The sequence below is a fragment of the Paenibacillus sp. J31R34 genome (assembly GCF_059383715.1).
Genome location: NZ_JBXENU010000004.1, coordinates 246,609 through 271,783, shown reverse-complemented (window position 1 = coordinate 271,783; position 25,175 = coordinate 246,609). Strand labels below are relative to the sequence as shown.

The 25,175-nt window shown below is 50.8% G+C and carries 19 protein-coding genes and 1 pseudogene; 15 read left to right on the top strand and 5 right to left on the bottom strand.

The window, feature by feature from the left end:
* Window positions 1-55 precede the first annotated feature (55 nt).
* Window positions 56-919, top strand: a complete 864-nt coding sequence (locus AC50YG_RS13870) for a VOC family protein (RefSeq protein ID WP_494827521.1) — start codon at window positions 56-58, stop codon at window positions 917-919.
* A gap of 121 nt (window positions 920-1,040) precedes the next feature.
* Here AC50YG_RS13870 and AC50YG_RS13865 read toward each other — a convergent pair whose 3' ends face one another.
* Window positions 1,041-3,398: a glycosyltransferase family 39 protein gene (locus tag AC50YG_RS13865; RefSeq protein WP_494827518.1), complete on the bottom strand. Its 2,358-nt coding sequence runs from the start codon at window positions 3,396-3,398 to the stop codon at window positions 1,041-1,043.
* A 180-nt stretch (window positions 3,399-3,578) separates the two neighbouring features.
* On the opposite strand from AC50YG_RS13865, the gene AC50YG_RS13860 reads away from it, so the two are divergent.
* Entirely contained in the window at window positions 3,579-4,262 is a 684-nt protein-coding gene (locus AC50YG_RS13860) for a response regulator transcription factor (RefSeq protein ID WP_494827517.1), read from the top strand.
* Window positions 4,259-5,761 (top strand): sensor histidine kinase, encoded by a 1,503-nt coding sequence (locus AC50YG_RS13855; protein ID WP_494827515.1) that lies wholly within the window; start codon window positions 4,259-4,261, stop codon window positions 5,759-5,761. The genes AC50YG_RS13860 and AC50YG_RS13855 overlap by 4 nt, the downstream gene beginning before the upstream one ends.
* 70 nt (window positions 5,762-5,831) lie before the next feature.
* Here AC50YG_RS13855 and AC50YG_RS13850 read toward each other — a convergent pair whose 3' ends face one another.
* On the bottom strand, window positions 5,832-7,103 hold the full coding sequence (locus tag AC50YG_RS13850) for a purple acid phosphatase family protein (protein WP_494827511.1): 1,272 nt from the start codon (window positions 7,101-7,103) through the stop codon (window positions 5,832-5,834).
* A 233-nt stretch (window positions 7,104-7,336) separates the two neighbouring features.
* Between AC50YG_RS13850 and AC50YG_RS13845 the strand changes: the two genes are divergently transcribed.
* The 12 genes and pseudogenes from AC50YG_RS13845 (at window position 7,337) to AC50YG_RS13790 (ending at window position 20,645) form a co-directional block, all read left to right on the top strand.
* A complete protein-coding gene (locus AC50YG_RS13845; protein ID WP_494827509.1) occupies window positions 7,337-8,050 on the top strand; it encodes a polyphosphate polymerase domain-containing protein in 714 nt (237 codons plus the stop codon).
* 3 nt (window positions 8,051-8,053) lie between these two features.
* On the top strand, window positions 8,054-8,782 hold the full coding sequence (locus AC50YG_RS13840; RefSeq protein WP_341278531.1) for a DUF4956 domain-containing protein: 729 nt from the start codon (window positions 8,054-8,056) through the stop codon (window positions 8,780-8,782).
* A gap of 18 nt (window positions 8,783-8,800) precedes the next feature.
* Entirely contained in the window at window positions 8,801-10,429 is a 1,629-nt protein-coding gene (locus tag AC50YG_RS13835) for a CotH kinase family protein (protein ID WP_494827507.1), read from the top strand.
* A gap of 430 nt (window positions 10,430-10,859) precedes the next feature.
* Window positions 10,860-12,293, top strand: a complete 1,434-nt coding sequence (locus tag AC50YG_RS13830) for a PTS mannitol transporter subunit IIBC (RefSeq protein ID WP_494827505.1) — start codon at window positions 10,860-10,862, stop codon at window positions 12,291-12,293.
* Between the two features lie 82 nt (window positions 12,294-12,375).
* Window positions 12,376-12,522 (top strand): annotated as a pseudogene (locus tag AC50YG_RS13825) (HTH domain-containing protein); the annotation flags it as partial.
* Between the two features lie 141 nt (window positions 12,523-12,663).
* A complete protein-coding gene (locus AC50YG_RS13820) occupies window positions 12,664-14,454 on the top strand; it encodes a BglG family transcription antiterminator (protein ID WP_494827503.1) in 1,791 nt (596 codons plus the stop codon).
* Entirely contained in the window at window positions 14,451-14,888 is a 438-nt protein-coding gene (locus AC50YG_RS13815) for a PTS mannitol transporter subunit IIA (protein WP_473757873.1), read from the top strand. The genes AC50YG_RS13820 and AC50YG_RS13815 overlap by 4 nt, the downstream gene beginning before the upstream one ends.
* A complete protein-coding gene (locus AC50YG_RS13810) occupies window positions 14,885-16,036 on the top strand; it encodes a mannitol-1-phosphate 5-dehydrogenase (RefSeq protein ID WP_494827500.1) in 1,152 nt (383 codons plus the stop codon). The genes AC50YG_RS13815 and AC50YG_RS13810 overlap by 4 nt, the downstream gene beginning before the upstream one ends.
* 70 nt (window positions 16,037-16,106) lie before the next feature.
* A complete protein-coding gene (gene ptsP, locus AC50YG_RS13805) occupies window positions 16,107-17,822 on the top strand; it encodes a phosphoenolpyruvate--protein phosphotransferase (RefSeq protein WP_494827499.1) in 1,716 nt (571 codons plus the stop codon).
* 61 nt (window positions 17,823-17,883) lie between these two features.
* Window positions 17,884-18,144 (top strand): HPr family phosphocarrier protein, encoded by a 261-nt coding sequence (locus AC50YG_RS13800; RefSeq protein WP_494827497.1) that lies wholly within the window; start codon window positions 17,884-17,886, stop codon window positions 18,142-18,144.
* 182 nt (window positions 18,145-18,326) lie between these two features.
* Window positions 18,327-19,520 carry an enoyl-ACP reductase FabV gene (fabV, locus tag AC50YG_RS13795; protein ID WP_494827496.1) on the top strand — a complete coding sequence of 398 codons (1,194 nt, stop codon included), beginning with the start codon at window positions 18,327-18,329 and terminating at the stop codon, window positions 19,518-19,520.
* A 186-nt stretch (window positions 19,521-19,706) separates the two neighbouring features.
* Window positions 19,707-20,645: a ribose-phosphate diphosphokinase gene (locus tag AC50YG_RS13790; protein WP_056029736.1), complete on the top strand. Its 939-nt coding sequence runs from the start codon at window positions 19,707-19,709 to the stop codon at window positions 20,643-20,645.
* Between the two features lie 131 nt (window positions 20,646-20,776).
* Here the strand turns inward: AC50YG_RS13790 and AC50YG_RS13785 are convergent, their stop codons facing one another.
* The 3 genes from AC50YG_RS13785 to AC50YG_RS13775 all read right to left on the bottom strand — a co-directional run bounded on the left by AC50YG_RS13785 (window position 20,777) and on the right by AC50YG_RS13775 (window position 25,146).
* Window positions 20,777-21,451 carry an NAD(P)H-dependent oxidoreductase gene (locus AC50YG_RS13785; RefSeq protein ID WP_494827493.1) on the bottom strand — a complete coding sequence of 225 codons (675 nt, stop codon included), beginning with the start codon at window positions 21,449-21,451 and terminating at the stop codon, window positions 20,777-20,779.
* A 196-nt stretch (window positions 21,452-21,647) separates the two neighbouring features.
* A complete protein-coding gene (locus AC50YG_RS13780; protein ID WP_494827781.1) occupies window positions 21,648-23,939 on the bottom strand; it encodes a glycoside hydrolase family 3 protein in 2,292 nt (763 codons plus the stop codon).
* 220 nt (window positions 23,940-24,159) lie between these two features.
* Window positions 24,160-25,146, bottom strand: a complete 987-nt coding sequence (locus tag AC50YG_RS13775) for an iron-hydroxamate ABC transporter substrate-binding protein (RefSeq protein ID WP_494827491.1) — start codon at window positions 25,144-25,146, stop codon at window positions 24,160-24,162.
* Window positions 25,147-25,175 lie beyond the last annotated feature (29 nt).

The window sequence follows — 25,175 nt, the reverse complement described above, 5'->3', positions numbered from 1 at the left end:
CATAAAATATAGTTAGTTACAAATAGTAATCAACTTAGCACAGGAGGAATTATAAATGACCTACAGTATAAATACCGATACCGTACTCGGAAAAGTAAAGCTTAACATTAGCGATATGGAGCGTTCGCTGCCATTTTATCAGGAGGTCGTTGGCTTGCAGGTATTGGAGCGCCAAGGCAGTACAGCCAGCCTTACGGCTGATGGCGTCAATGTACTCATTGAGCTGGAGGAAATTCCGAATGCCATCGTCTCTGAGCGCAGAACAACGACCGGCCTATACCACTACGCTCTGCTGCTGCCTAATCGCGAGGCGCTTGGCGCCGCACTTGCCAGATTAATCGCCTCCGGCATTCATATCGGCCAAGCTGATCATCTGGTCAGTGAAGCGCTGTATATTACAGACCCGGACAACAATGGCATTGAAATTTATGCGGACAGGCCACGCTCGGAGTGGAAAAAAGAAGAGAACGGCGATTACATTATGGCTAGCAATCCCATCGATTGGGACGGCCTCCTTGCCGCTGCTGATCCGGCTGCCGCCACACTGCTGCCGGCTGGCACAATAATCGGCCATATTCATCTTCATATTAATGGCATTCCGGCTGCCCGTGCCTTTTACAATGGGCTGCTTGGCTTTGATATCGTAGGCGACTACACCGATTTCAAAGCATTGTTCGTCTCAGCTGGAGGCTATCACCATCATATCGGGCTTAACATTTGGGCCGGCATTGGCGCTCCTGCACCAGCCGCCAGCAGTACCGGGCTGGACTACTTCACCATCGTCTATCCGAATCAAGCGGAACGGGATACAGCTATAAGCAGGCTGCGTGAGGCGGGAGCAGCACTTGACGAGTCAGATGGCGTTATTTTTGCAACCGATCCTTCCAGCATTCGGATTGAGCTTGCAGTAGCAAAATAATAAACAAGCAAGCAGCAGCTACAGCAAAAGCCGCGCAAAACCACTGGCATGTGGTTTTGCGCGGCTTTTATGCATTTTTTACTGAAAGATTTGCTCCAGTTCCATTAAAGAACCGCACTTTTTAGCTGCCGCTCAACAACGCCGCTTGCGGCGTCACCTCATATATGGTTATATTGCTGCCGCCTCCACCAAAGCCTCGGAAGCTGCTGTCTTCCGCATCGCTGTTTCCGCTTGTCGTTTGCCATTCGCTGGCTGCGACCTGCTGACCATGCGAAGTAATCCACTTCGTCAGCTCATTATTATTGCCGCCTCCACGGCCCCCTTGTGAAACAAGGAAATATTTCAGCTCCCCAGCGGCCACGAGCGCCTTCAGCCGGTCTATCGACAGGACGGGATCGGAGCCGGAATAACCACCGAGTATAATCACATTTTCACCGGAATCAATGATATATGGCGCCGCGGTCGAATAGCTGTTCGTCGCAAACAGGTACTTCTCGCCTGTATGGTGCGCCTTCAAAAAAGCAAGCGCCGCTTCATTAAGCGGCTCATCGCGAGAAGAGGCATTCGTCTGATCAGGTCCTGCCTCTGGCAGCTGGCTGCTCTGGCCGTATACGATAGGTGTCGCCGCCCAGTAAGCTGGACCAATGAAAAGAACAAGCAGCCCGAGCAGCGCAATCAGATTCACGGCAGGCTGCTGCCAGACTTTGCGGCGGATCACCCCATGTTCTCCGTTTTGAACGCAAGCGCCGGCTGTCAAATATCCGCCTTGCCCATACGACAGCTTGCCGCCATACAGCTCGGTATCTGCACCAGCATTCGCCTTTGCTTCATAGCCTTCTATGCCCTCTATGCCTTCACTGCTATTTCGGATAAATGACTTTGCTTGCTTCTGCTTCTTTAGCCGCCATGCAATAAGCAGCAGGCTTGCTGCCAATCCGCCAACTAGCACGGCAAGCGACCACCCGCTGCCAATTGTCGCATCAAATGGCTGCATAATATACCATTCAAACCCAGCTGTTGCGGCAATTCCGAGTGGCAGCAACCAGCCTAGCCAGCCCACTCTCCTGTGATATTGGCCCCATAGCTCACTCCAGCCTGCTCCAAGCAGCGCGGCAATTGGAGGTCCCATCATAATTAAATAATATTGATGGAAAAAGCCAGCGACGCTGAAAAACGCCATAACCGGCAGTAGCCACGCCAGCCAAAATAACGTTTCCTTATGCTTCATCGTCAAGTTGCGTCGGCGAAGGCTCGCCAGCATGCCCACGCAAGCGATAAATACAAAAGGCAGGAACCAGCTCGCTTGACCCGACAGCTCCGCTTGGAACAATCGAAGCGGCCCTGCCGTACCTGTTCCAAACATGCCGCCTGATCCGCCACCTCCAAAGCCGCCGCGAGTGCCCATGCCGTCCATACCGATGCCAGGCCCACCGTTAAAGCCGCCAGCTCCAGCGCCTCCTCCGGCTCCTCCGTCCTTATTCCGGTCCACGCCCTGACTGTTTCCAGCGCGGCGCCCGCCAGCATCACCATCCAGCCCCCGCCCATCCTGCTCTACAGCTGCAATGCTGCTGTTGCCGCCTGGTACATCGCCGCTGAACCAGCTATTGACCACATTCGTCTGGGCAAAGGCTGTGTTTCCAATCGTTGGAAGCTGCTGTGGCCCCATCATTGAGCCGGTACCGCCTCCGCGATTTCCAGTCAGTCTTGAAAGCCCGTTATATCCGAATGCCAGCTCCAACACGGAGTTTGTCTGGCTGCTGCCCACATAGGGCCGATTATCTGTCGATATAGAATCAACTGTCACCGCCCAGGACAAGGAAACAACCAGCATAATAGCGGTCGCCCCTGCCAGTAGACTGATTTTCTTAAACCACTTGCCCTTCCACACCATTAAAGCAAATAAATAAAACGCTGGAAGCACCATGTAGGCCTCCATCATTTTCATATTAAAGCCTACGCCTATGACGGCAAAAGCGCCAATCAGCCAAAGCGCCTTGCCCTGCTTCGTTCCGCGGAATAACAGCCACACCGCAAGCAGCAGCGTAAACACGAGCATGCTATCGATATTATTCGTCCGGCTCACTGCAACCGCAACCGGCATCGTTGCCATCGCCGCAGCTCCAATGCGCGCCGCCGCAAGTCCAAAGGACGGTTTGAGCAGCACATACAGCAAAATCGTCGAGCCCATACCCGCTAACGCTTGGGGCAAAATCACGCTCCAGCCATGTAGGCCCAGCACATAGGCAAAAGCCGTCTGTATCCAGAACGTTACCGGCGGCTTGTCAACGGTTACGAAGCCGCCAGAATCGACCGTTGCAAAGAAAAAATGGTGAAAGCTTTGCAGCATGCTGGCGACCGTAGTCGTGTAATACGTATTGACATGGTCATCTGTCCAAATTAAAAATCCATTCAAAAATGCCGAAACGAGGATAACTATCATTAATATTGCATCTAATCGCTGTTTTTTTATTGGTGCCATCGTTCAGCCGCCCTTTCACTTCCGTCTCTTGCTTCACTATGTGAGATTGTGCGCCTTTTCCCTGAAACCCGAATGAAGCAAAGCTGAAAATTTGCTTAAAACTATAAAAATCAGATGAAACTTTCAACGAAACAGATAATAATGAAAGAAGCATTAGTTTGCAAAACTGGAGATGATAAAATGTCGGTTAAAGGAATTAAGCTGCTGCTTGTTGATGACGAGCCGCATATTGTGCAGTTTTTAGAGCTTGGCTTGCTGAATGAAGGTGCGGATATTCGGACAGCCAGCAATGGCGAGGAAGCGATCATGGTCGCTAGCGATTTCAAACCGCATGTTGTCATTTTGGATGTGATGATGCCGGGCATGAATGGCTTTGAAGTATGCCAGGCACTTAAGGCAACGGGCGATAATATCGCCATTATTATGCTAACTGCCAAGGACGAAACGCAGGATCGCGTGAAGGGGCTGAACATTGGCGCTGACGATTATATCATTAAGCCGTTCAGCTTTGAGGAATTGCTTGCCCGCATTCAGGCGAGGCTTCGCAATCAGTTTCCGAATTTGCTCGGGGAAGTTGTATACGGTCCGTTTTGCATCGACGATCTGCGCAAGGAGCTGTCCTACATGGATAAAGTGCTGGAGCTGTCGCCTACCGAATATGAGCTGCTGAAATATATTGTGATGAATAACGGCATTGTACTGAGCAAGGCGCTTATTTTGGACAAAGTATGGGGTTATCATTTTCGCGGCGAGGAAAACATTGTGGAGGTGTACATCCGTTCGCTGCGCGAGAAGCTGCAGGACAAAGAGCACAGACTTATTCGTACACTACGCGGCTCTGGCTATCGCATGGATTTTCCATGACGGGCCGAAAAGCTCCGCTGCTGCTTCGTCTCTTAAAGCCCGAATCGCTTCGCTACCAACTGCTCAGCCGCTCGCTGTTCGTACTGGCAGGGCTGCTTCTGTTAATTGGAACGCTGCAATACGTTTTTATGAAGGACTTTATTTATAATAATCGCGCTGAGGCATTGGAAGCGCAAATTCAGGCGTTGCCTCCCTTGTGGTATATGGACAACATACGCGCTTACCAAAAAAAATCACCCTATAAAGGTGATGCAGCATCGCCGGAGGACCCAAGCAATATGCCTATCATTACTCAGCCAAGGTTATCTCTTGCCTATGTTAGCAATACAGGAGAACGGACGGTACTGACGATTAGCAGTGAAACTTGGACACCAGAGCTTAGCCAAGAAGAATATATGAAAATTTTAAATGATTTAAAAAAACATCGCAAGGTCAGCTATCAGCTGCTCAGCAACAGCGAAGGGGCACAGCAGCTTGTCGTCTTTCGGCTGGCCGGACCGCCAGATTCGCCTGACGGACTCTTTCAAGCGGGCAACGACACGGACTTGCTGCAAACGGTACTTGCGTATCAGCTCGCGATTTTCGCTGGGCTGTCTATTCTTGCCTTGGCAGGAGGCCTATCACTGTATTTGCCGATACTGCGCAAGACGCTTTCGCCTCTGTCGCGTATCGTGAAAGCAGCCCAGCGCACCGATGCTGTCAATCTCACAGAACGGCTTCCTATATCGCAAGGTCAGCAGGAAATCGATCTGCTCTCGGATGCATTCAACGGCATGCTCGGCCGGCTGGAAAGCTCCTTCGAGACGGAGCGGCAAACGACGGAGCGGATGCGGCGTTTTGTTGCCGACGCTTCGCATGAGCTGCGGACACCGCTCACTTCTATCCATGGGTTTCTGGAGGTGCTGCTGCGCGGTGCCGCTACAAATCCTGAACAGCTGCACCGCGCCTTAACGAGCATGAAGCTGGAATCGACGCGTATCAACAAGCTCGTCGAGGATTTGCTGCTGCTAGCCAAGCTTGATCAGGCGCCGGAGCTCGTTAAAGTGGATACGAGCATTGGCAAACTCATTCATGAGTTGGAGCCGCAGCTGCATATTTTGGGCGGAGAGCGAGAGGTGCGAATTGACGCTTCTATAAGCATAAGCGGACGCTGCAATCCCGATCAGCTAAAGCAGGTGGTGCTTAATTTATTTTCAAATGCTGTCCAGCATACCGATGCCGATCTGGGAAAAATATCGCTAAAGCTCGCTAAAGCCGGAGCCTATGCCGCCATCTCCATTACCGATAATGGAACGGGCATTAAGCCGGAGCATCTCCCCCATTTGTTTGAGCGTTTTTATCGCAGTGAATTTTCCCGCACCCGCCTGAGCGGCGGAGCAGGCCTTGGACTATCGATAACGCAGTCCATCGTTGAGGCGCACGGCGGCACGATTGAGGCGGCCAGCATCGTCGGCGAGGGAAGTACTTTCACTGTCAAGCTGCCGTTAGAGGATGCTTAGCTTGCTTAAGAGCGCATATGCAAACAGGGTGCCCCACACAGCCATGAGCTGGCCGCCGGGACACCCTGTTTTATTTTTCACTTTGCAGCACGAACGCATCCAGCTTGTTGCCATCCACATCATAAGCCTCGTATGTCAGCTTATCTCCTTCGATGGTAATGCCGGCAAACATTTGCTTATAATTTTGAAAATGAACCTTATGATAAAATTGATCCTCTTTCTTCTCATTAAACTTCTGCCCCGCTGCGTTAGTCACGACATAGACGGTGCCGCTTGAAGTGCTGATGACACCCTCTCCATCCCCTGTCACCTTGCCATCCTTCAGCGGATATGATCTTGCATATTCATGATTGTGCCCCTGAAGCACGAGATCAACTCCGTATTTGTCAAACAGCTTAACCCAATCATCGATTTTCTCGTATTGATTACCGGCATAAGGACCACGATGCACCGATACGATAATCCAGCGTTTATCTGTAGCTGCCAACTCCTGTTCCAGCCACTTCGTCTGCTCCTTTTTGTTTGATTCCGTGTTCAGCATGATGAAGTGCGCCGGGCCATAGTCGTACGAATACGTCGTTCCAGCGATCGAGCCGTCCGCCCCACTCTCTGGCAAATTGAAATGGGCTACAAATTCATCCGCGTTGCCATCAACCTCGTCATGATTTCCTGTAACTGGCATTAACGGAAAGCGTGTTACCCACTGCTGCGCCTTGCCAAAAAAGTTTTGCCATGCGATTTCATCATCCGGATTTTCCGTTAAATCGCCGTTATGCACCATAAACTGCGCACCAGGGAATGTCCTAAACGCCTGATCCAGCGTATTTCCCCACAGCTCGAAATCCTGCTCCGTTATGCCTTGCGAATCCGTCACATTAATAAAAGTGAAATGATCTGTATCCTGCGCCTCCGTCATAAAATGGAACGCTTCACTCCAGCCATTCTCGCTGCCATCGCCCACACGGTACGTATAGGCTGTGCCGGGCGACAGCCCCGTCAGCTCCAGCTTATGCACCCCTCTTATTACGCCATTGCCCGTATCCAGTGTTGTTGTCTTCCCCTCAAGACGACTGACCTGTATCCCCTCGCCCTCGCCCTCGCCCGACAACATTCCCGCATCCATTCCTTCCATCCATTCCACCACCGTTCCTGACTGCGGATTATCGGTGAACCAAGTGAATGCGCGGCTCGTTGCCGCATCCTCCTTAAATGTCGTAACGACTGCATAAGGCTTACCAGCAGCCTTATCTGTTATCCCATCCGATTTCAGCCACTCTATTCCTGCAACAACGAGCAGGAGCAAGAGACAAAGGGACAAAATCCATATCCATTCCTTTTTCATCACAATCTCCTTCCCCATGAAGTTCGTACCCATGCTGCCTTTTACGATAACGCTCCCGCACAAGGCGCGTCAAACGTTTCACCTGGCTTTCAGCAATCTTTCAGCTGACATTCAGCAATCTTTCAGCTGGCACTCATTTTCACATCAGTATCTGAATTTACAATTGCTTTACAAACAGCTTAGCCAAGACACGATGACAACTAAACGATTAATAGAGAGAAGGAGGGAGTAAATTGCAGCAAAATTTGAAGTTCCGGCATGAGCTGAAATTTATTATTAACCAGCATCAGTACTTCGTTATCAGGCAGCGGCTTAAAAATATGATGCAGCAGGACGCTAATGTCGGCGATACGGGCGAATACCATATTCGAAGCTTGTACTTCGACGATGTGAACAATAAAGCGCTGCATGAGAAGCTTGGCGGCATACGTGACCGAAGCAAATATCGGATTCGCATTTACAATACGCAGGACAAGGTCATCCATTTTGAGAAAAAAATCAAATTCAAGGATTACATTGCCAAAGTCAAGGAGCCGCTTACACGCGCTATGTATGACCAGATGATGGCTGGCGACTACGAGGTATTCAATCGGCCCGATAAGCCGCTGCTTATGGAAATTTACAATGAGATGAAGTACAGGCTGCTTCGTCCGAAGGTGATCGTGGATTATGTGCGCGAGCCTTACGTTTACGAAAATGGCAATGTGCGGATTACATTCGACAAAGATTTGCGAACAGGACTGCATGCGCTGGACATTTTTGACCCGAATCTTGATCCCGTCATTGCCCTGGAAGACAACCGGATGATACTCGAAGTGAAATTCGATGAATACATGCCGGCTTATATTCAAACTGCGCTCCAGCTCGAAGGGCTGCACCGTACCTCGGCATCCAAATACGTGATCTGCCGCAAATATCTTAAATTCAACACTTGGGAGGATTTTTAAACGATGGAGACAACGACTACGGCAGCTGCCGCAACGACAGAAGCAGCGGAAACGGCAACCTCTTTTTCCGATATTATTAAAAACTCGGTGATGAGCAACTTCACCTCCGATATTAGTATTTCAAAAATACTCATTACAATGGGTGTAGCTTTTCTGATTGGTTTCTTCATTTATACGCTGTACAAACGAATATTCAGCGGCGTGCTTTATTCCAAAAGCTTCAACGTCTCGCTCATCGGCATGACGATGGTTACAGCTATGGTCATTATAGCGATCAACTCCAATCTGGTGCTCTCGCTCGGTATGGTCGGCGCATTATCCATCGTCCGCTTTAGAACGCCAATTAAAGATCCAACCGACCTGATCTTCCTATTTTGGGCAGCCGTTGCCGGTATCGTCTCGGGTGCAGGCTTCTATACGCTCGCTGCTATTGGCTCTGTCATTGTCGGTCTCGTGCTCTTCTTCTTCGTCAAAGGCGGCTCGGTTGAGCAGCCGTACCTGCTTGTGGTCAACTGTGACAATGAAACGACTGAGAAGGAAATTCACGGCCGTCTGAACAAGCTCGTCAAGCGTTACAATGTGAAGCAAAAAACCGTTACGCGCGGCAATGTGGAAATGACGATCGAAATTAGGCTGCGTGATCAGGAAGGCGCGTTTGTTAACCAGCTTTCCGAGCTTGAAGGTGTCAAAAATGCCGTCTTGATCAGCTACAGCGGGGATTATGTATCTTAAAATAAGGAGGTTTCCGGCATGAAGGCAAAAGCTTCAACCTTGCTTCTAAGCCTGTGCTCCCTCCTTCTGCTTCTCACCATTACAGCCTGTACCAATGGTACAGGCTCTACTACAACGACAACGGAAGCAAGTGTTGTTTCGGATGGGGAGCAGACGCTGGATGAGACGGTATTTCCCAAGGACAAGGTTATTGACGTAAAAATTACAGTGGACAAAGATGATTTTCAAAATATGCTGGACAATGCCAGCTCCGAGGAATTTAAGGAAGCGACCGTCGATTACAACGGCCAAGTTTTCAATAATGTCGGCTTACGCACGAAGGGCAATCTAAGCTTGATCAGCGTCGTCAATAATAAAGATTCGGACCGCTACAGCTTAAAGCTCTCCTTCGACGAATATGTTAATCAGACGATTGAAGGCGTTAGCAAAATCAATCTGAACAACAATTACAGCGACGCCTCCTATATGCGTGAGTTCCTTACCTATGAGCTTGCTGAAGCCATGGGCTTGCCAACCCCTAAATATTCCTATGTGAATGTGTATGTAAATGGTGAGCTTTGGGGCTTTTACTTAGCCGTTGAGCAAATTGGCGAGGAATATTTGGAGCGTAACTTTGGCAACAGCTACGGTGCGCTTTATAAGGCAAACGGCGGAACCGGCAGCGAGCTGAACTGGCTGGGAACGTTAAAATCGTATACGGGGCTTGATCTCAAATCGGCTTCGTCCAATGACGATATTTTGTTGAAAATGCTCGATGAATTAAATAACGGAACGGACTATGACAGCGTTTTGGATGTACAGGAAGTGCTGAAGTTTATCGCCTTGAACACAGTCGCGGGCAATATGGACAGCTACTTGTCGATGACAAAGCATAACTACTATTTATATGAGGATGATGGCCTGTTCTCGATTTTGCCATGGGATTACAATATGTCATTCGGCGGCTTTGGAGGCACAGGCGTACTCATTGATGAACCGACGTCAGGCAAACTGGCGGAACGGCCTCTCGTCGCAAAATTGCTGGCAGTAGATGAATACAAGGAGCAATACCACGCGATTATAAAAGAAATGATTGAAGGATATTTGGCAGACGATACCCTCGCTGCCCGCGTTAAAGAAATTTCCGAGCTGATTTCTCCTTATGTAAAAGCGGACCCTTCCTCCTTCTATTCTTATGAGGAGTATGAGCAAGGCATTACGACGGTGCTTTCCTTTGCAAGCACGCAGGTAGCGAGCGTCACGCAGCAGCTCGACGGTACAATCCCATCCTCTGGCGATGGCTCTGGCAGCGGCAGCAACGGCTTTGAAGGGGGCATGCCCGGTATGGGCGGCGGTTTCCCTGGTGGAGACGGTGCTCCAAATGACGATGCTAATGCAGCAGGCGGCAATCCTCCAGCTGATGGTGCTAACGCGGCGGGCGGTCAGGGCTTCGGTGGTGGTGGCTTTCCCGGCGGACAAGGCGGCATGATGGCGCCGCCGAATGGCATGGATTTTGGCGGTATGATGCCACCCAATGGCATGGGTTTCGGCGGTCAAAACGCCCAGTCGCAGGGCAGCATTTCGGAAGCTATTACTGCAGGTGTCGCCTTAATCATTTTGATCTTGTCGAGTGTGTTCGTTTTATTCTACAACCGCAGAAGGCTGTAAGCAGCTTTTTGTGAATCGCCATAAAAACAACATAGCGGCAGTATAGGGCTAATTTCCAGTCCTATACTGCCGCTGTTTTTTTGTACAAACCGTTATTTGACGCACTCAAAATCCCCGTACCTTTTGGAATCCCAGGCTGCTAAACGTTCGCTTTTCAGATGAATATTCAGCATTCAATAGCAGATTATTAGCATATTCCCCCTCCATTTCTGCCAAAATAAATACTGTCAACAGCGCTCATGACGCTTTCTTCTTTTCCTTTCATTGCGACTGTAAACGCTATCCATTAACATGATTATATTCCCGTTTGTTAATAGCTGTTTGAAAAACGGTGAAAACTTGTTGCGCGTGATGATCGCTTCGCTCATTCATATACCCGCGCTTATCGAAGCTGTTATTGCTTCGCAATTCATTGAGGAGGAGTCATGTCATGAGTAGTCAAGAAGTACAACCATCGTCATCCGGCGGCGTAAAGGTAGGGGTGCAAAAATTCGGCCGATTCCTAAGTGGAATGGTTATGCCGAATATCGGTGCATTTATTGCCTGGGGGATTATTACAACCCTGTTCATTCCTACCGGCTGGTTTCCAAATGAAGATTTGGCAACGCTTGTTGGCCCAACCATTACTTATTTGCTTCCGCTCTTGATCGGTTATACAGGTGGTAAAATGGTTCACGGCACCCGTGGCGGCGTCATCGGGGCTATGGTTACGATGGGCGTTATTCTCGGATCGGACATTACCATGTTCCTCGGAGCCATGATCGTAGGTCCGCTGGCCGCATGGATATTGAAAAAATTTGACCAAGCGCTGGAAGGCAAAATCCCATCTGGCTTTGAAATGCTTATAAATAACTTTTCTTCGGGCATCATTGGCGCTGCGCTCTCGATTGGAGCATACAAAGGTGTTGGCCCGCTCGTTACCGCATTCAGCAAGCTGATTTCTTCCGGCGTTGAATTTCTCATCAACCACGGCCTGCTGCCGCTGGCGAACATTTTAATTGAGCCGGGTAAAATTTTGTTCCTGAACAATGCGATCAACCACGGTATTTTAAGTCCAATCGGGCTTGAGCAATCGCTTGCTACTGGCAAATCCATTATGTTCATGCTGGAGTCGAATCCAGGTCCCGGCCTTGGTATTTTGCTCGCTTATTGGCTGTTTGGCAAAGGCGCAGCGAAAGGCTCTGCTCCTGGTGCGATCATCATTCAGTTTTTCGGCGGTATTCACGAAATTTATTTCCCATACGTCCTGATGAATCCGCGCCTTATCCTTGCGGTAATCGGTGGCGGCATGGCTGGAACATTCACCTTCTCCCTGCTGGGCGCCGGCCTTACAGCCGCTCCTTCGCCAGGAAGTATTCTCGCTTATTTTGCGCTAGTGCCTAAAGATGGCTACTTCGCCATGATTAGCGGCGTTGTCGTTGCGGCGGCGGTATCGTTCGTAATCGGCGCGCTTCTGCTGAAAACAAGCAAAAACACGCAAGGCGATATTGAGGAAGCAACGACTAAAATGCAAGATATGAAGGCCTCTTCTAAAGGCACTGAAACAGCTGGCACAGCTTCCGCAGCTGCTAATACGGTGAAATCGAAAAACGAAGTAAACAAAATTATTTTTGCCTGCGACGCTGGAATGGGCTCTAGTGCGATGGGTGCTTCCATTATGAAAAAGAAAGTCAAAGCAGCTGGTCTCCCTGTACAGGTGACCAACACAGCGATCAACGATCTACCGTCTGATGCGGATATCGTCATTACCCATAAATCGCTGACTGAACGGGCGCGCCTTAAAGTTCCTGGAGCTGAGCACATCTCCATTGAAGATTTCTTGAAGAGCCCCGAGTATGATGCTTTAATCAAAAGATTAAGCTAAACGAAGCAAGTCTAGACTTTGCGCTTAACGCTGACATTTAATGTCGGCGTTAAGTCCATTTCCCGGATAAGGATGATCTCCCATCAAAGTATCGACGAGACAGCGACGTATTGTAGAGCTGCTGCTGGAGCAGCGGGATGAAATAACAGCGGCCGATATTGCTGCTGAGGTCGGGGCAAGCACCCGAACGATTCACCGCGAGCTGAGTGACATTGAGCTTGTACTAGCTGCCAATCATATCAAGCTGCATAAGCGTTCCGGAATCGGGATCAAACTCGAAGCGGACAGCGAGCGGCTAGAGCGTTTTAAGCAGGCGCTCGAGCATGCAGATCTGTTTGAATATTCAGCAGAGGAACGCAAGGCGCTTATATTGTGCAGGCTGCTTAAGCATACCGAGCCGATTAAACAATTTTCGCTCTCCCACCAGCTGCGCGTTACGATGCCAACGATTAGCCATGATCTTGATGAGCTGGAGCAAATGATTCGCAATCATGGGCTGACACTTGTGCGCAGGCGCGGCTATGGCGTAGAAATAAGCGGACCAGAGCCAGCAAAAAGGCTGTTCATTGCTTGGCTCGCGCAAACGCATCTAGACGAATCCGACCTGTTCGGCCAAGCTCAGGAAGCCGCAGCCCAGCATCCTTTATCCAAGGAGCTGCTGGCGATGGTTGGCAGGAAGCCTTTTTTCTCCTTGGAGCAGGCGTTTTGGAAGCTAGAGGATGGCTGGCAGCTGCAATTGTCAGAAAAGGAGCATTTACATCTGCTCATTCGGCTTGCTGTCACGCTGACGCGAATTCAGGAAGGGCATTTGATTCCGCCGCATGTGAACGGACCTCTGCCTTCCTACTCAGCAAGAGGGGGAAGCAAAGCCGAGGAGCTGCTGCGCATGCTTGCATTGGAGCTGCCTGCTGAGGAAGTCCGCTATATCGCTAAGCTGCTCAAAGCGACCGATTCGTCTGAAGAAGACGGACTGCTGCTCGCCCAGGGAGATTGGACGCTCAGCGCAAGCGTAACGAAGCTGATCGCTTTTATGGAGGAGCAGCTGGGTGAGCCTTTTACCGAGGACCGTTCCCTTAGAGAAGGGCTGCAGCAGCATATGCTCCCTGCTTTTCGCAGAATTGAGGAAGGCAGCACGATTCGCAATCCGCTGCTGGCACAAATTAAGAAAGATTATGAATTGCTGTTTACCCTTATTCGCAAAGGCGTTAATGCTATTATAAGCACGATCGAAGTGCCTGATGAGGAAATTGGCTACATGGTCATGCATTTTGGCGCCTCCATGGAACGGCTGAGGCAGTTTCCGCGAAAAGTTAGAGCGGTGCTCGTATGCACCAGCGGTATCGGTTCTTCAAAGCTGCTTGCCGTTCGAATTAGCAAGGAGCTGCCGCAAATCGAGCTGATTGGCAACCGTTCTTGGTACGAAGCGGCTCGCATGCCGGAGCAGCAATACGATCTCATTATTTCAACCGTTGATTTGCCGATAGCTGCCGAGCGTTATATTAAGCTGAGCCCTCTGCTGCTGGAAGCGGAAGTCGAACGACTGCGATCCTTTATTCAAAATATTACGCTCAAGCATGCTCCGTCGCCAAAAACGCCGGAAACGAGCAGCCACTCGCCGCTGGAGCGGTTGATGCAGTTAAAAATGTATGCTTCCGATGCGGTTATGCTGCTGGAAACCTTTCAGGTTTATACGATGCCGGAACGGCCCGGCCTGCCGCGCGGCGATTTAACGGGCGTCACCGAGGAGCTCATTGAGAGCATTCAGCATTTGCATGCAGTGACCGACGAGCAGAAGGTCGTTCAACTGCTGCTAACACGGGAGCAGCATGGAAGCCAGGTCATTCCAGACACGGAGCTGGCATTGTTCCATACTCGCTCGGATGCCATTGCCTTTCCTGTGCTTAGCCTGTTTCGGTTTAATGAGCCGCTGCCATTTGGAGACAGCGGCGCTGTCCCCGTGAAGCAAATTTTATTGATGCTTGGCCCTGCCGAGCTTCGCCGCACCGCTTTGGAGATTTTGAGCGAAGTGAGCGCGATGCTGCTGATGTCCGAGCTGACAGAGCTGCTCAAGCACGGCAGCTCAGCGGAAATTCAAGCTTTTATATCCTTTCACCTAGAGAAAGAAATCAAATTCAAACTAGATTGGAGAAATGAGCCATGACTATTTTATCCACAGACAAAGTGAAATTGAACGTTCAAGTTAATGACAAATATGAGGCGATCCGCCTTGCGGGACAACTGCTCGTTGAAGCAGGCCATGTTCCGGCGTCCTATGTGGACAAAATGCTTGAGCGCGAAGAACTGCTCTCGACCTATATTGGCGGCGGACTGGCGATGCCACACGGCACCAATGACTCCAAAAGCCTCATCCACTCCACGGGCATGTCCATCCTAATTGTACCTGGCGGGGTAGACTTTGGCGGCGACGAGCCAGCCAAGCTCGTTATTGGCCTGGCAGCGGTCGGCGATGACCATCTGAACATCTTAACAAGCGTTGCGATGCTTGTATCCGAGGAAGACGATATGGAGCGGATTTTGAATGCTAGCTCAGAGGCTGAGCTTATCGCGATTTTCGAGCAAGGTATGGAAGAATGAGGGCCGTCCATTTTGGCGCCGGCAACATCGGAAGAGGCTTCATCGGCCTCCTGCTCTCACAAGCAGGCTGCCGCGTAACTTTCGTCGATGTAAATGCCTCCCTCGTCGCGCTGCTGCAGGAAAAACAGCAATACACCGTTAAGCTTGCCAGCGAGCAAGCAGAGTCGTTCACGGTCTCGGGCGTGGACGCGATTAATGGCAATGATACGGCGCTCGTTGCCGCAGCGATTGCCGAGGCAGATCTCGTCACGACAGCCGTCGGCGTGTCAGTCCTGAAGCATATTGCCGGAGCCATTGCTGAAGGCATCACGCTTCGTCTGGCTAAGAACCCGGCAGCTTCCGCTTCCCTATTGCCTGTTATCGCCTGTGAAAACGCGATTGGCGGCAGTTCGCAGCTTAAGCTGCTTGTTTATTCCCATCTGGCCGCTGACGTTAGAGCACAGGCGGAGCAGGCGATTGCTTTTCCAGACGCGGCTGTTGACCGCATCGTTCCGCAACAGCTGCATGACGATCCACTGCAAGTGACCGTAGAGCCTTTTTATGAGTGGACGGTTGACCGCTCTGCACTGCCGCAAGGCACGCCGGAAATTCCCGGCATCCATTATGTCGATCAGCTCCAGCCCTATATTGAGCGCAAGCTATTCACCGTAAATACCGGACATTGTGTTGCCGCTTATTATGGCTATTTGCAAGGGTATGCCACTATACAGGAAGCAATGCAGGACGCGGCTGTCCGCAGTGAAGTCGAGGGTGCGCTTAAAGAAACGGGCGCGATGCTTGTTCGTACTTACAGCTTCTCGGAAAACGAGCATCAATCGTACATTGAGCAAATTTTAGAGCGTTTTATTAATCCTTATTTGACGGATGAAGTGGTGCGTGTTGGACGTTCTCCGATTCGCAAGCTGTCGCCGGATGACCGTCTTGTGCGGCCCGCCCTGCTCGCCTTCGAGCTTGGCCTGCCTACTGTCCATTTGACTAAAGCAATGGCCGCAGCGCTGCGCTTTGCCTATACAGAAGACCCCGAAGCTGCGGAAATTCAGGCAGCTCTTGCAAGCTCAACACTGAGCGAGGTTATTGCGCGTTATACGTCACTGCCAGCGGATCATCCGCTGCACGGGCAAATTGTAGAAGCCTACAGCAAGCTTTGATCATCTTTGAAACGAATGGCTCTCGGTTTAAATCAATGAGTCGCAGGGTTAAGGAAAGGAATGAGGTTGCATGACAACACAATGGAAGGGTACCGGAGCGTCGCCAGGACTTGCGGCAGCACCCGCTTACTTTATTCATCAAGACCACTATACGCCGAAAAAGCTTGAAGCTGTAAATAGAACCGGGGAGATTCAACGCTTTCGCAGCGCAGTAGCCCAGGCGCAGGAAGAAATTGAAGCAATCAGGGTATCCACGGAGCAAAAGCTTGGCGCGGATAAAGCTGAAATTTTCGAAGGCCATTTGATGATTTTAGAAGACCCTGATTTCATTGATGCCGCAGAAGAAAAAATGAGCGAAGAAGGCATTAACGCTGAATATGCCCTTCATGAGGTTTCAACGTCCTTCATTGAACTGCTGCAAGCGATGGAGGATGAGCTGCTTCAAGGCCGCGCCGTCGATATTAAAGATGTGGCGGGCCGCATTATGAGTCATTTGCGCGGAGTGCCCCATCTCGATCTCGCGAATATGACGGAGGAATGTATTATTATTGCCGAGGATTTGACGCCTTCGGATACGGCGCAGCTCAATTTGGACGTCGTACGCGGCTTCATTACCGAAATCGGCAGCCGCACTTCCCATTCCGCCATTATGGCGCGGACGCTGGAAATTCCGGCAATCGTGGGCGTCGGCTCCGCCCTTCGCTCCCTTCCTGCGGATGCCTTCATCCTAATGGATGCCGCGGCTGGCTCCATCATCATCAACCCGTCCGCTGACGAGCTCGCTGCCTTCCAGCAGCAAAAGCAGCAATATGACCAGCATAAGGCTGAGCTGACCAAGCTGAGGGATCAGCCCTCCTTTTCCCGAGACGGCAAGCAGGTCGAGCTCGCTGCCAACATCGGCAAGCTCGAGGATGTGCAGCGCGCGCTCGATAATGGCGCCGAGGGCATCGGCTTGTTCCGCACCGAGTTTCTTTATATGGGACGCAGCTCGCTGCCAACCGAAGAGGAGCAATACACCAGCTACAAATATGTACTCGAAAAAATGAACGGCAAGCCCGTCGTCATCCGCACGCTCGACATTGGCGGCGACAAAGAGCTGCCTTACATGGATTTGCCGAAGGAAAGCAATCCATTCCTTGGCCAGCGCGCGCTGCGGCTTTGCCTCGACCGCCAGGATATTTTCCGCACGCAGCTGCGCGCCCTGCTTCGTGCCAGCAGCCATGGCAATCTCAAAATCATGTTCCCGATGATTGCAGTCATCGAAGAGCTGCTTGAGGCGAAAAAACTGCTGGCCGAAGAACAGGCAAAGCTTGCTGTCGAGGGAATTGCTGTCGCTGACCATATTGAAGTCGGCATGATGGTTGAAATTCCGTCCGCTGCTGTGTCTGCTGACCTGTTCGCGCCAGAGGTGGATTTTTTCAGCATCGGGACGAATGATTTGATTCAATATACGATGGCGGCGGACCGGATGAACGAGACGGTATCGTATTTGTACCAGCCTTGGCATCCTTCAATTTTGCGCCTCATCAGCATGGTGATCAAAGCCGCGAAGCAGGAAGGCAAATGGGTTGGCATGTGCGGGGAAATGGCTGGCGATACGACGGCGATTCCGCTGCTGCTTGGGCTTGGGCTGGATGAATTCAGCATGAGCGCTGGCGCGATTTTGCAGGCTAGACAGCTCGTTGGCGAGCTGGACCAGGCCGAGTGGGCTGCTTACGCTGAGCAGGCGCTTCGCATTCGGAGCTATGAGCAAGTGACCGATTTCGTTGAGCAAAAACGCAAATAAGAATTAGACTAATATTTAAATACTTCAAATACAAATAAATCCGAAATGGAGTGATCTCCTCATGATCAGTCAAACGTTTACGATTCTTAACCCAACAGGTTTTCACGTTCGCCCGGCTAAAACTTTCGTTCAGGCCGCAAGCGCCTTTCCCTGCAAAATTTCCGTCCTGAACAAGGGCAAAAAAGTAAATGGCAAAAGCTCGCTCAGCATGCTGACGCTCGGCATAGCCGTGAACGAGGAAGTGACGCTGGAAATCGACGGCGAGCAGGAAGCCGAAGCGATGAAAGTGCTAGGCGATTTGCTGACGCAAATTCACGAATAAGCGGGCTTGATTGCCCATCGCGCTTGATCCATTCCAGCAGCATCTAACGCAAGGCCGACTCCACTCGGTCTTGCGTTTTTTCGCGCCCTTCCATTTGCCCGAAAAAATCGGTAAAATGGTAGAGAATTGTTCAGTAATATGGATAGGAAGCCCATTTTGCAAATAGGAAGGAATAATTAAATATGATCATTCAACCAAAAACACGCGGTTTTATTTGTACGACAGCACATCCAGAAGGCTGCGCCGAGCAGGTCCTTCGTCAAGTCGAGTATGTAAAATCCAAGCCGGCCATTGCAGGCCCACGCAATGTGCTCGTAATCGGCGCTTCGACAGGCTACGGCCTAGCATCGCGCATCGTCTCCTCCTTTGCAGCTGGCGCCAATACGATTGGCGTTTATTTCGACAAAGCCGCTGAAGGCGCGCGCACGGCTTCCGCAGGCTGGTACAACTCCGCTGCTTTCGAGAAAGCGGCAGCAGAAGCAGGCCGCAAATCGTTCAGCATCGTTGGAGACGCTTTCTCTGATGAAATCAAAACCCAAACGCTTGATCTGATCCGCAGTGAGCTGGGCACCATTGATCTCGTCGTGTACAGCGTAGCATCACCGCGCCGTACTCATCCGAAAACCGGCGAAACCTTTTCTTCGGTCATTAAGCCGATTGGCGGAACCTACACGAACAAAACGGTTAACTTCCACAACGGCGACGTAACAGAAGCGACAATCGAGCCGGCTACTGAGGATGAAATCCGCCAGACGATTGCCGTTATGGGCGGCGAAGACTGGCAAATGTGGATCGATCAGCTTGAGGAAGCCGGCTTACTGGCAGACGGCGCAACTACTGTTGCCTACTCCTATATCGGCCCTGAAATTACGCATGCGGTTTACCGTGAAGGTACAATTGGTTATGCTAAAAATGATCTCGAAGCAACGGCGAAGCGCCTGAGCACGCAGCTCAGCACGAAAGGCGGACGGGCCTTCGTTTCCGTTAACAAAGCGCTCGTTACCCAATCCAGCTCGGCGATTCCAGTTGTACCACTATACATTTCCGCGCTGTATAAGGTTATGAAGGAAAACGGCACGCATGAAGGCTGTATCGAGCAAATGTACCGCCTGTTCTCTGATCGCCTGTACAATGCTTCCGGCGAAACACTCGTTGACGACAGAGGCCTAATCCGCGTTGACGATTGGGAAATGAGACCTGAAATCCAAGCTGAGGTTGCGAAGCTATGGTCAGAGTTGACTACAGAAAATGTGTACGAGCTTTCCGACCTTGCTGGCTACCGCAAAGAGTTTTTCCAGCTGTTCGGCTTTGAAACCGACGGTATTGATTATGAAGCCGATGCCAACCCGGATGTTGCCATCCCTAACCTACGTTAATCGCTATTTTTAATAAAACAGCCGAGCGAACTATGACTTGAATCTGACCTCCTTCGATGTATAATGGAATGTAGTAGTTTTTCGTAGCAAAACTTAAGTTTATGTTTTGAAGCAGTTTTGCTGCGCAAAACTTAAGTTTACGCTTTCGAAGCAGTTTTGCTGCGCAAAACTTGAAGGAGGAGCACAATGCAGAAGGTAAAAATATTTTCGGGATCATCCAATCGCGCGCTTGCCGAGGAAATTTGTGGTTCACTCGGTATTCCGCTGGGCAATGTCGCCATATCCCGCCAGCAAAGCGGCGAAATTCACGTATCGTATGAAGAACCAATTCGGACATGCCATGTCTTTATTGTACAAGCACTGTCCCATCCGGTTAATGAACATTTAGTGGAATTGATGATTATGATCGATGCGGCGAAGCGCGCTTCCGCTAAGACCATTAATCTCGTCATTCCTTATTATGGATATGCGCGCCAGGAACGCAAATCCGCTCCTCGTGAGCCGATTTCTGCCAAGCTGGTGGCTGATGTGCTGACTACGGTCGGCGCTCATCGCATCATTACCGTGGATTTGCATGCAGATCCTATTCAAGGCTTTTTCGAAATTCCGGTCGATCATCTGACGGCTCTGGATCTCATTATCAGACATTTGAAAAGCCAAAATATCGTCAATCCCGTCGTCGTTTCGCCGGATGCTGGACGAGCTTCAACAGCAGAGAAGCTGGCGAACTACTTGGATTGCCCGTTTGCCATTATGATCAAAAACCGCCCGGCCCACAACCAGTCGGAAATTACTCATATTATCGGTGAAGTAGAAGGCATGACGCCGATTATTATTGAGGATTTGATCGATACCGGCAGCACGATCGTAAACGTCGTTGAAGCACTGCACAAAAAAGGTGCCCATGATGCCTACGTTTGCGCAACGCACGGCTTGTTCTCGGCTAACGCTATCGAGAAGCTGACGCATCCGAACATCCGTCAGGTTGTTGTAACGGATACGATTGCGCTAAGCGATCATTCGGACAAATTTTTCGTACTGCCAATGTCACCGCTCATCGCAACCGCCATTAAGATCATTTCCGAAGGCGGCTCGCTCGATAAGCTCTTTAAAATCGGCGGCTAATATTTTTTGGTGACACAGGCCGCAATCGCGGCAACGCAAAAACGCATGGGAGTGCTGCAAGCAAGCAGACCTCCCATGCGTTTTTATTTTCGGCAGATAATAAGATCAGCGAACATATCCAAAACCGAAGTTTAGTTGACCCACTGTACAATTTCCTCTAACGGCAGCCTTGACTTGGGGCGCTTTGGCTCAGCGAGCCGGTAGCCGAAAGCAGCCATTACGGAAACCTCCAAATTACCGCCCTCCAGCAGCCCTTCTTCGTCCAAAATCGCATGCGCCTGATCCAGATTAAAGCCTTCAATCGGGCAGGAATCAATGCCCATTTGCGCAGCAGCGGTCATCATGTTGGCCAGCGGGATATACGTCTGCTTCGACGACCAATCCAGCAGCGTGCGCTCATTATCCAGCAAATGCAGATCGGACTCCTGAAACGACTTATAAATAACAGGAACCTTCTGATATACTTCCTCGCGCATTCCTTTAACCTGCGTGTACATATGTTTCATATATTCCGAATCGTAGCGCACATTACGGCGTGCTAAAATAACGATAAAATGACTCGCCGTTTCCAGCTGTTTTCTCGCTCCCCAGGATACGTCAGCCAGCTTCGCACGCAGCACCTTGTTTTGAATAATGACAAATTTCCATGGCTCCAGCCCAATGGAGCTAGGGGACAGCCTGCCCGTTTCCAAAATAAACTGAAAATCCTCATCGGATATTTTTTGCTCGAGGTCAAATTCCTTCGTCGCATGCCTGAACCAAAAGGCGTCCAATATTTGCTTTTTTTTCGCTTCGTAATCGTTCATGCTTCGCTTCCTTTCCAAACCTTTAAATTCATCATAATAGAATCTATGGCATGGAACAAGTGAACGCCGTTACGGACTTTACACCTCCGGCTAGCCTACCCACACTTGTGAAAAGGCAAACAACGCCCGCCAGCGTCAGTTCCCTGACAGCGGCGGGCGTTGTTGTACAGCTATACATACTCTTTTAATTGTAATGTTATTTCGTACTGCGCTTGCCGCCTGTATATTTCGCCGTTCTTGCATCTTGAATAACACCGCTCCAGTTCAGACCGTAGCCAAAGTCATAGGTATGGCCTACCGTATCGACATACACATCCATATCATGCGGCGTGTCTTCAAGCTGCTCTTCCACTGTCTGCATGTCCCGCGGCATCTGGAAAGGCAGCAGGCCAGACGGCTCGGAAGCGCCGATGATCGTCTCCAGAAGCGCCTGCTCCTGCAAGCCAAAATGGGCAATAATGGCGTCCGCTTCAGCTTCAAATTCAGCGACTACCGCCGGGTTGCTGAGCGTAATCGAAACGATAACGGGCTTGCCCTTCATTTTCGCTTTCGTGTCCAGCACCATATCCAGATCGGATTCGTTGGCAATGGTAACCGTCTTCCCTTTGTAGCTGCGATTCAGCACATCGCGCGCATCGCCAGCAAGGCTCGTCTCACGTGCATGCACAGCCGTATACGGACGGTATTGAAGGCTGACCGGCACATAGCCATTTCCGCCCGCTTCCGCGTCTGCCTTGCTGTAGCCCATCGTGCTGAGCGGGCTTTCAATGCACACCAATGCAAAATCTGCCTGCTCCGGATTGTCCGTCACGTCAAAATACTTCTGGACTGTATCCACACTAATCGGATAACCCTCGAAGGATGGTGTCGGCAGACCGAGCCAGCTCGCCCCCTCCGGCCGGAACTTCCGGGGAATATAGACGGTCAGGCGCCCGCTTGCAGCAGACAGCGGCAGCGTTTGCCCTTCATTTTTCAACAGCACAATCGATTTCAGCTGCGCTTCGTAGCCAGCCGCCATGAAAGTAGGGGAGCCGACCGTCGCAGTCGTCTGCGCCACTTCCAAATAAGGATTTTCAAAGAGGCCAAGCCGGAAAATATTTTTCAGCAGCCGCACTGCCGATTTCTCGAAACGGCTGCGCATAAACGCCTCGCCATGCTGCTGCACGCCGATTTGATAAGCTTCAATAACCGGACCCGTCTCATTGTTGCCGCCAAATTGGTCAACGCCAGCCATAAGCAGCTTGTAGTGGCGCTCCGCTACGCTGTAGCCTTCCTCAACACCCCAGCAGCGGCCGCCGCTCATCAGCCTCGTAATATCATCGCCTTCATCTGCGGTAATACCCCAGTCCGTGCAGACGACGCCGTCGTAGCCATACTGCTCGCGCAGCAAATCATTTATGAGATAGCTGTTGTAGGAGTTGCCGACATCTTCGCCATTAATCGGGTCTTGTCCTTGCGAAATCGTATAATAAGGCATAACCGCAGAAGCTTTGCCGGTCTTGCCAGCCAGCTTGAACGCTCCTTCCGTAAAAGGACGCAAATGCTGCTCAAATTGCTCTCCCGGATAAACAGCATATTTGCCATAGCCAAAATGCGCATCGCGGCCGCCTTCGCCCGAGCCCCCGCCCGGCCAATGCTTCACCATCGCATTAACGCTGTCATAGCCCCAGCCTTCGGCAATCTCATGCTCGCCCTCCGACGTCTGGAAGCCGTCAATATAAGCGCGACCCATATCAGTTGATAGCTGGGGATCTTCGCCAAAGGTCATGCCAAAACGGAACCAGCGCGGATCGGTGCCAATATCGACCTGCGGCGATAACGCCGTGCCAATTCCGAGCGCCCGATACTCCCTGGCTGCAACTTCGCCGAATTTTTTCGCCTCCTCCGGATCGAACGTAGCGGCAAGCCCCATCGTCTCCGGCCACATCGAAATGCTGCCGCCGGCTCCAGCATTAAATTCCTTCGTCGAATCTGTCGCATGCCGCGGATCAGAGCTCGTATTTACCGGGATGCCCAGCCCTAAGCCTTCAACGTATGCCTGCATCGTATTGTTCCACTGCGCCGCCGTTTCCGGGCTTTCCACCATCGTCAGCAGCACATGGCGCAAATGATCCTGCTCCAGAAAAGCAAGCTGCTGGTCCGTCAGCGCATGTGAGTCCGCACCGCTATTCGCAAATGTCTTGCCTCCATAAGTGCCCGGATGCCAGCCCAGGCTCGCCGGAACGGCCTGATGGCTGCTGTAGAGCATAAGCCCGGCAATTTGCTCGATGCTCATTTTCGAAGCGAGATCCTCAGCCCGCTCCTGCGGACTAAGCCGCCAATCCTCATATTTATCCAGCTTGCCATCCTTGTTCAAATCTTTAAAATAAAAGCCGTCCTGCTCCAAAATACGGACGCCTGACAAAGTGGAATAGCCGAGCTTGGGCCCGTTTTTATTGTGAATATATTGAATAGTAGTAGCCTGATCACGCTTGTCTGCCAAACCGATCCCATCCCTTCGCGTGCCTGTAGATGCCTTGCTTACCTTATAATTATAGCGAATTTGGCCATGCTCAGGCTAATCGTATTCCGACTTTTTAGTTGTGATATTAAGACTATTATTGAAAAAATGGCTGCAGAGCCCATTCGCGCTCTGCAGCCATTAGAAGATCGGTCGGTGACTTCCGTTCCATCACCGTTTTATTAGGACATCCCTCTACTTGATTCGTTTATTTCTCGAACAAGCTCAGGGCATCGTCAAGCGCCATGCTGTGGCCTAGCGACGAATAATCGAGCCATTTTTGCCCGTCAAGCACATATACGTGGTTGTTTTTCACCGCTTTTAAGTTAAGCCATACCGGATTTTGCTCCAGCTGCTCAAAATTCGCTTTCGCCTCATTGCCTTTGCTGATAATGACGAAAATGGCATCCGCATCAAAATCAGGCAGCACCTCCTGCGAAATGACCGCATAAGGCTCATCCGTAATTTTTTCAACGCCCGTTGCCGGTGTCAGCCCCAAATCCTCGAACATAATCGGTCCTACCGGACGTTTCATGCCCATGACGCGAAGCTCCTTCGCTGTTGTGCGAATCGCCATCACCTTGGCATCGGCGCCAAGCTTGCTGCTAATCAGCGTCTTTACGCTAGCCGCTTTTGCTTCATAATCTTTAATAAACTGCTCTGCTTCTGACTGCTTGTCGACATGCTCGGCAATCCGCTTTAAATGATCTCTCCATGTGCCATTGTCCATATCGATGGAAATCGTCGGAGCAATCTTCTCGAATTTGGCAAGGTCTGCGCCAGAATATACTTCATCAATGTAAATAACATCCGGCTTCAGCGCCAGCACAGCTTCCATATCCGGATCTGTAACAACACCAAGCTTCGCTGTGCCTTCCAGACGATCCGCTACGTGGGGAAGGAAATCCTTCACGTCGCCGCCGACAACCGAACCCGCAGGTTTAATCCCTAGAGCAAGTAAATTGTTCGTAATATGAATCGACATGGAGGCGATTTTCACATCAGGGCCATGCGGCTCCACTTGCCCAGCGCTCGGTGAAACGCTCGCTTCTGCAGAGGCTTCGGCTCCCTGGGCTGCATTGCCTCCATTCGTGCTTTGTGGCGAGGCAGCTTGTCCACAAGCCGCCAGCATGGCGACAACCATCAGGCTGATTAGCGTCAGCAGCGCTTTATAAGAAAATAGTGATTTATTCATAACTCGTTAAGTCCCCCGTATTCATCGTC

Bases quoted from the DNA above. Each gene is read 5' to 3' on its own strand.
- AC50YG_RS13775 (WP_494827491.1), bottom strand. From the start codon at position 25,146: ATGAATAAATCACTATTTTCTTATAAAGCGCTGCTGACGCTAATCAGC.
- ptsP (WP_494827499.1), top strand. From the start codon at position 16,107: ATGACAACACAATGGAAGGGTACCGGAGCGTCGCCAGGACTTGCGGCA.
- AC50YG_RS13855 (WP_494827515.1), top strand. From the start codon at position 4,259: ATGACGGGCCGAAAAGCTCCGCTGCTGCTTCGTCTCTTAAAGCCCGAA.
- AC50YG_RS13840 (WP_341278531.1), top strand. From the start codon at position 8,054: ATGGAGACAACGACTACGGCAGCTGCCGCAACGACAGAAGCAGCGGAA.
- AC50YG_RS13790 (WP_056029736.1), top strand. From the start codon at position 19,707: ATGCAGAAGGTAAAAATATTTTCGGGATCATCCAATCGCGCGCTTGCC.
- AC50YG_RS13850 (WP_494827511.1), bottom strand. From the start codon at position 7,103: ATGAAAAAGGAATGGATATGGATTTTGTCCCTTTGTCTCTTGCTCCTG.
- AC50YG_RS13785 (WP_494827493.1), bottom strand. From the start codon at position 21,451: ATGAACGATTACGAAGCGAAAAAAAAGCAAATATTGGACGCCTTTTGG.
- AC50YG_RS13815 (WP_473757873.1), top strand. From the start codon at position 14,451: ATGACTATTTTATCCACAGACAAAGTGAAATTGAACGTTCAAGTTAAT.
- AC50YG_RS13800 (WP_494827497.1), top strand. From the start codon at position 17,884: ATGATCAGTCAAACGTTTACGATTCTTAACCCAACAGGTTTTCACGTT.
- AC50YG_RS13810 (WP_494827500.1), top strand. From the start codon at position 14,885: ATGAGGGCCGTCCATTTTGGCGCCGGCAACATCGGAAGAGGCTTCATC.
- AC50YG_RS13870 (WP_494827521.1), top strand. From the start codon at position 56: ATGACCTACAGTATAAATACCGATACCGTACTCGGAAAAGTAAAGCTT.
- AC50YG_RS13860 (WP_494827517.1), top strand. From the start codon at position 3,579: ATGTCGGTTAAAGGAATTAAGCTGCTGCTTGTTGATGACGAGCCGCAT.
- AC50YG_RS13835 (WP_494827507.1), top strand. From the start codon at position 8,801: ATGAAGGCAAAAGCTTCAACCTTGCTTCTAAGCCTGTGCTCCCTCCTT.
- AC50YG_RS13865 (WP_494827518.1), bottom strand. From the start codon at position 3,398: ATGGCACCAATAAAAAAACAGCGATTAGATGCAATATTAATGATAGTT.
- AC50YG_RS13830 (WP_494827505.1), top strand. From the start codon at position 10,860: ATGAGTAGTCAAGAAGTACAACCATCGTCATCCGGCGGCGTAAAGGTA.
- fabV (WP_494827496.1), top strand. From the start codon at position 18,327: ATGATCATTCAACCAAAAACACGCGGTTTTATTTGTACGACAGCACAT.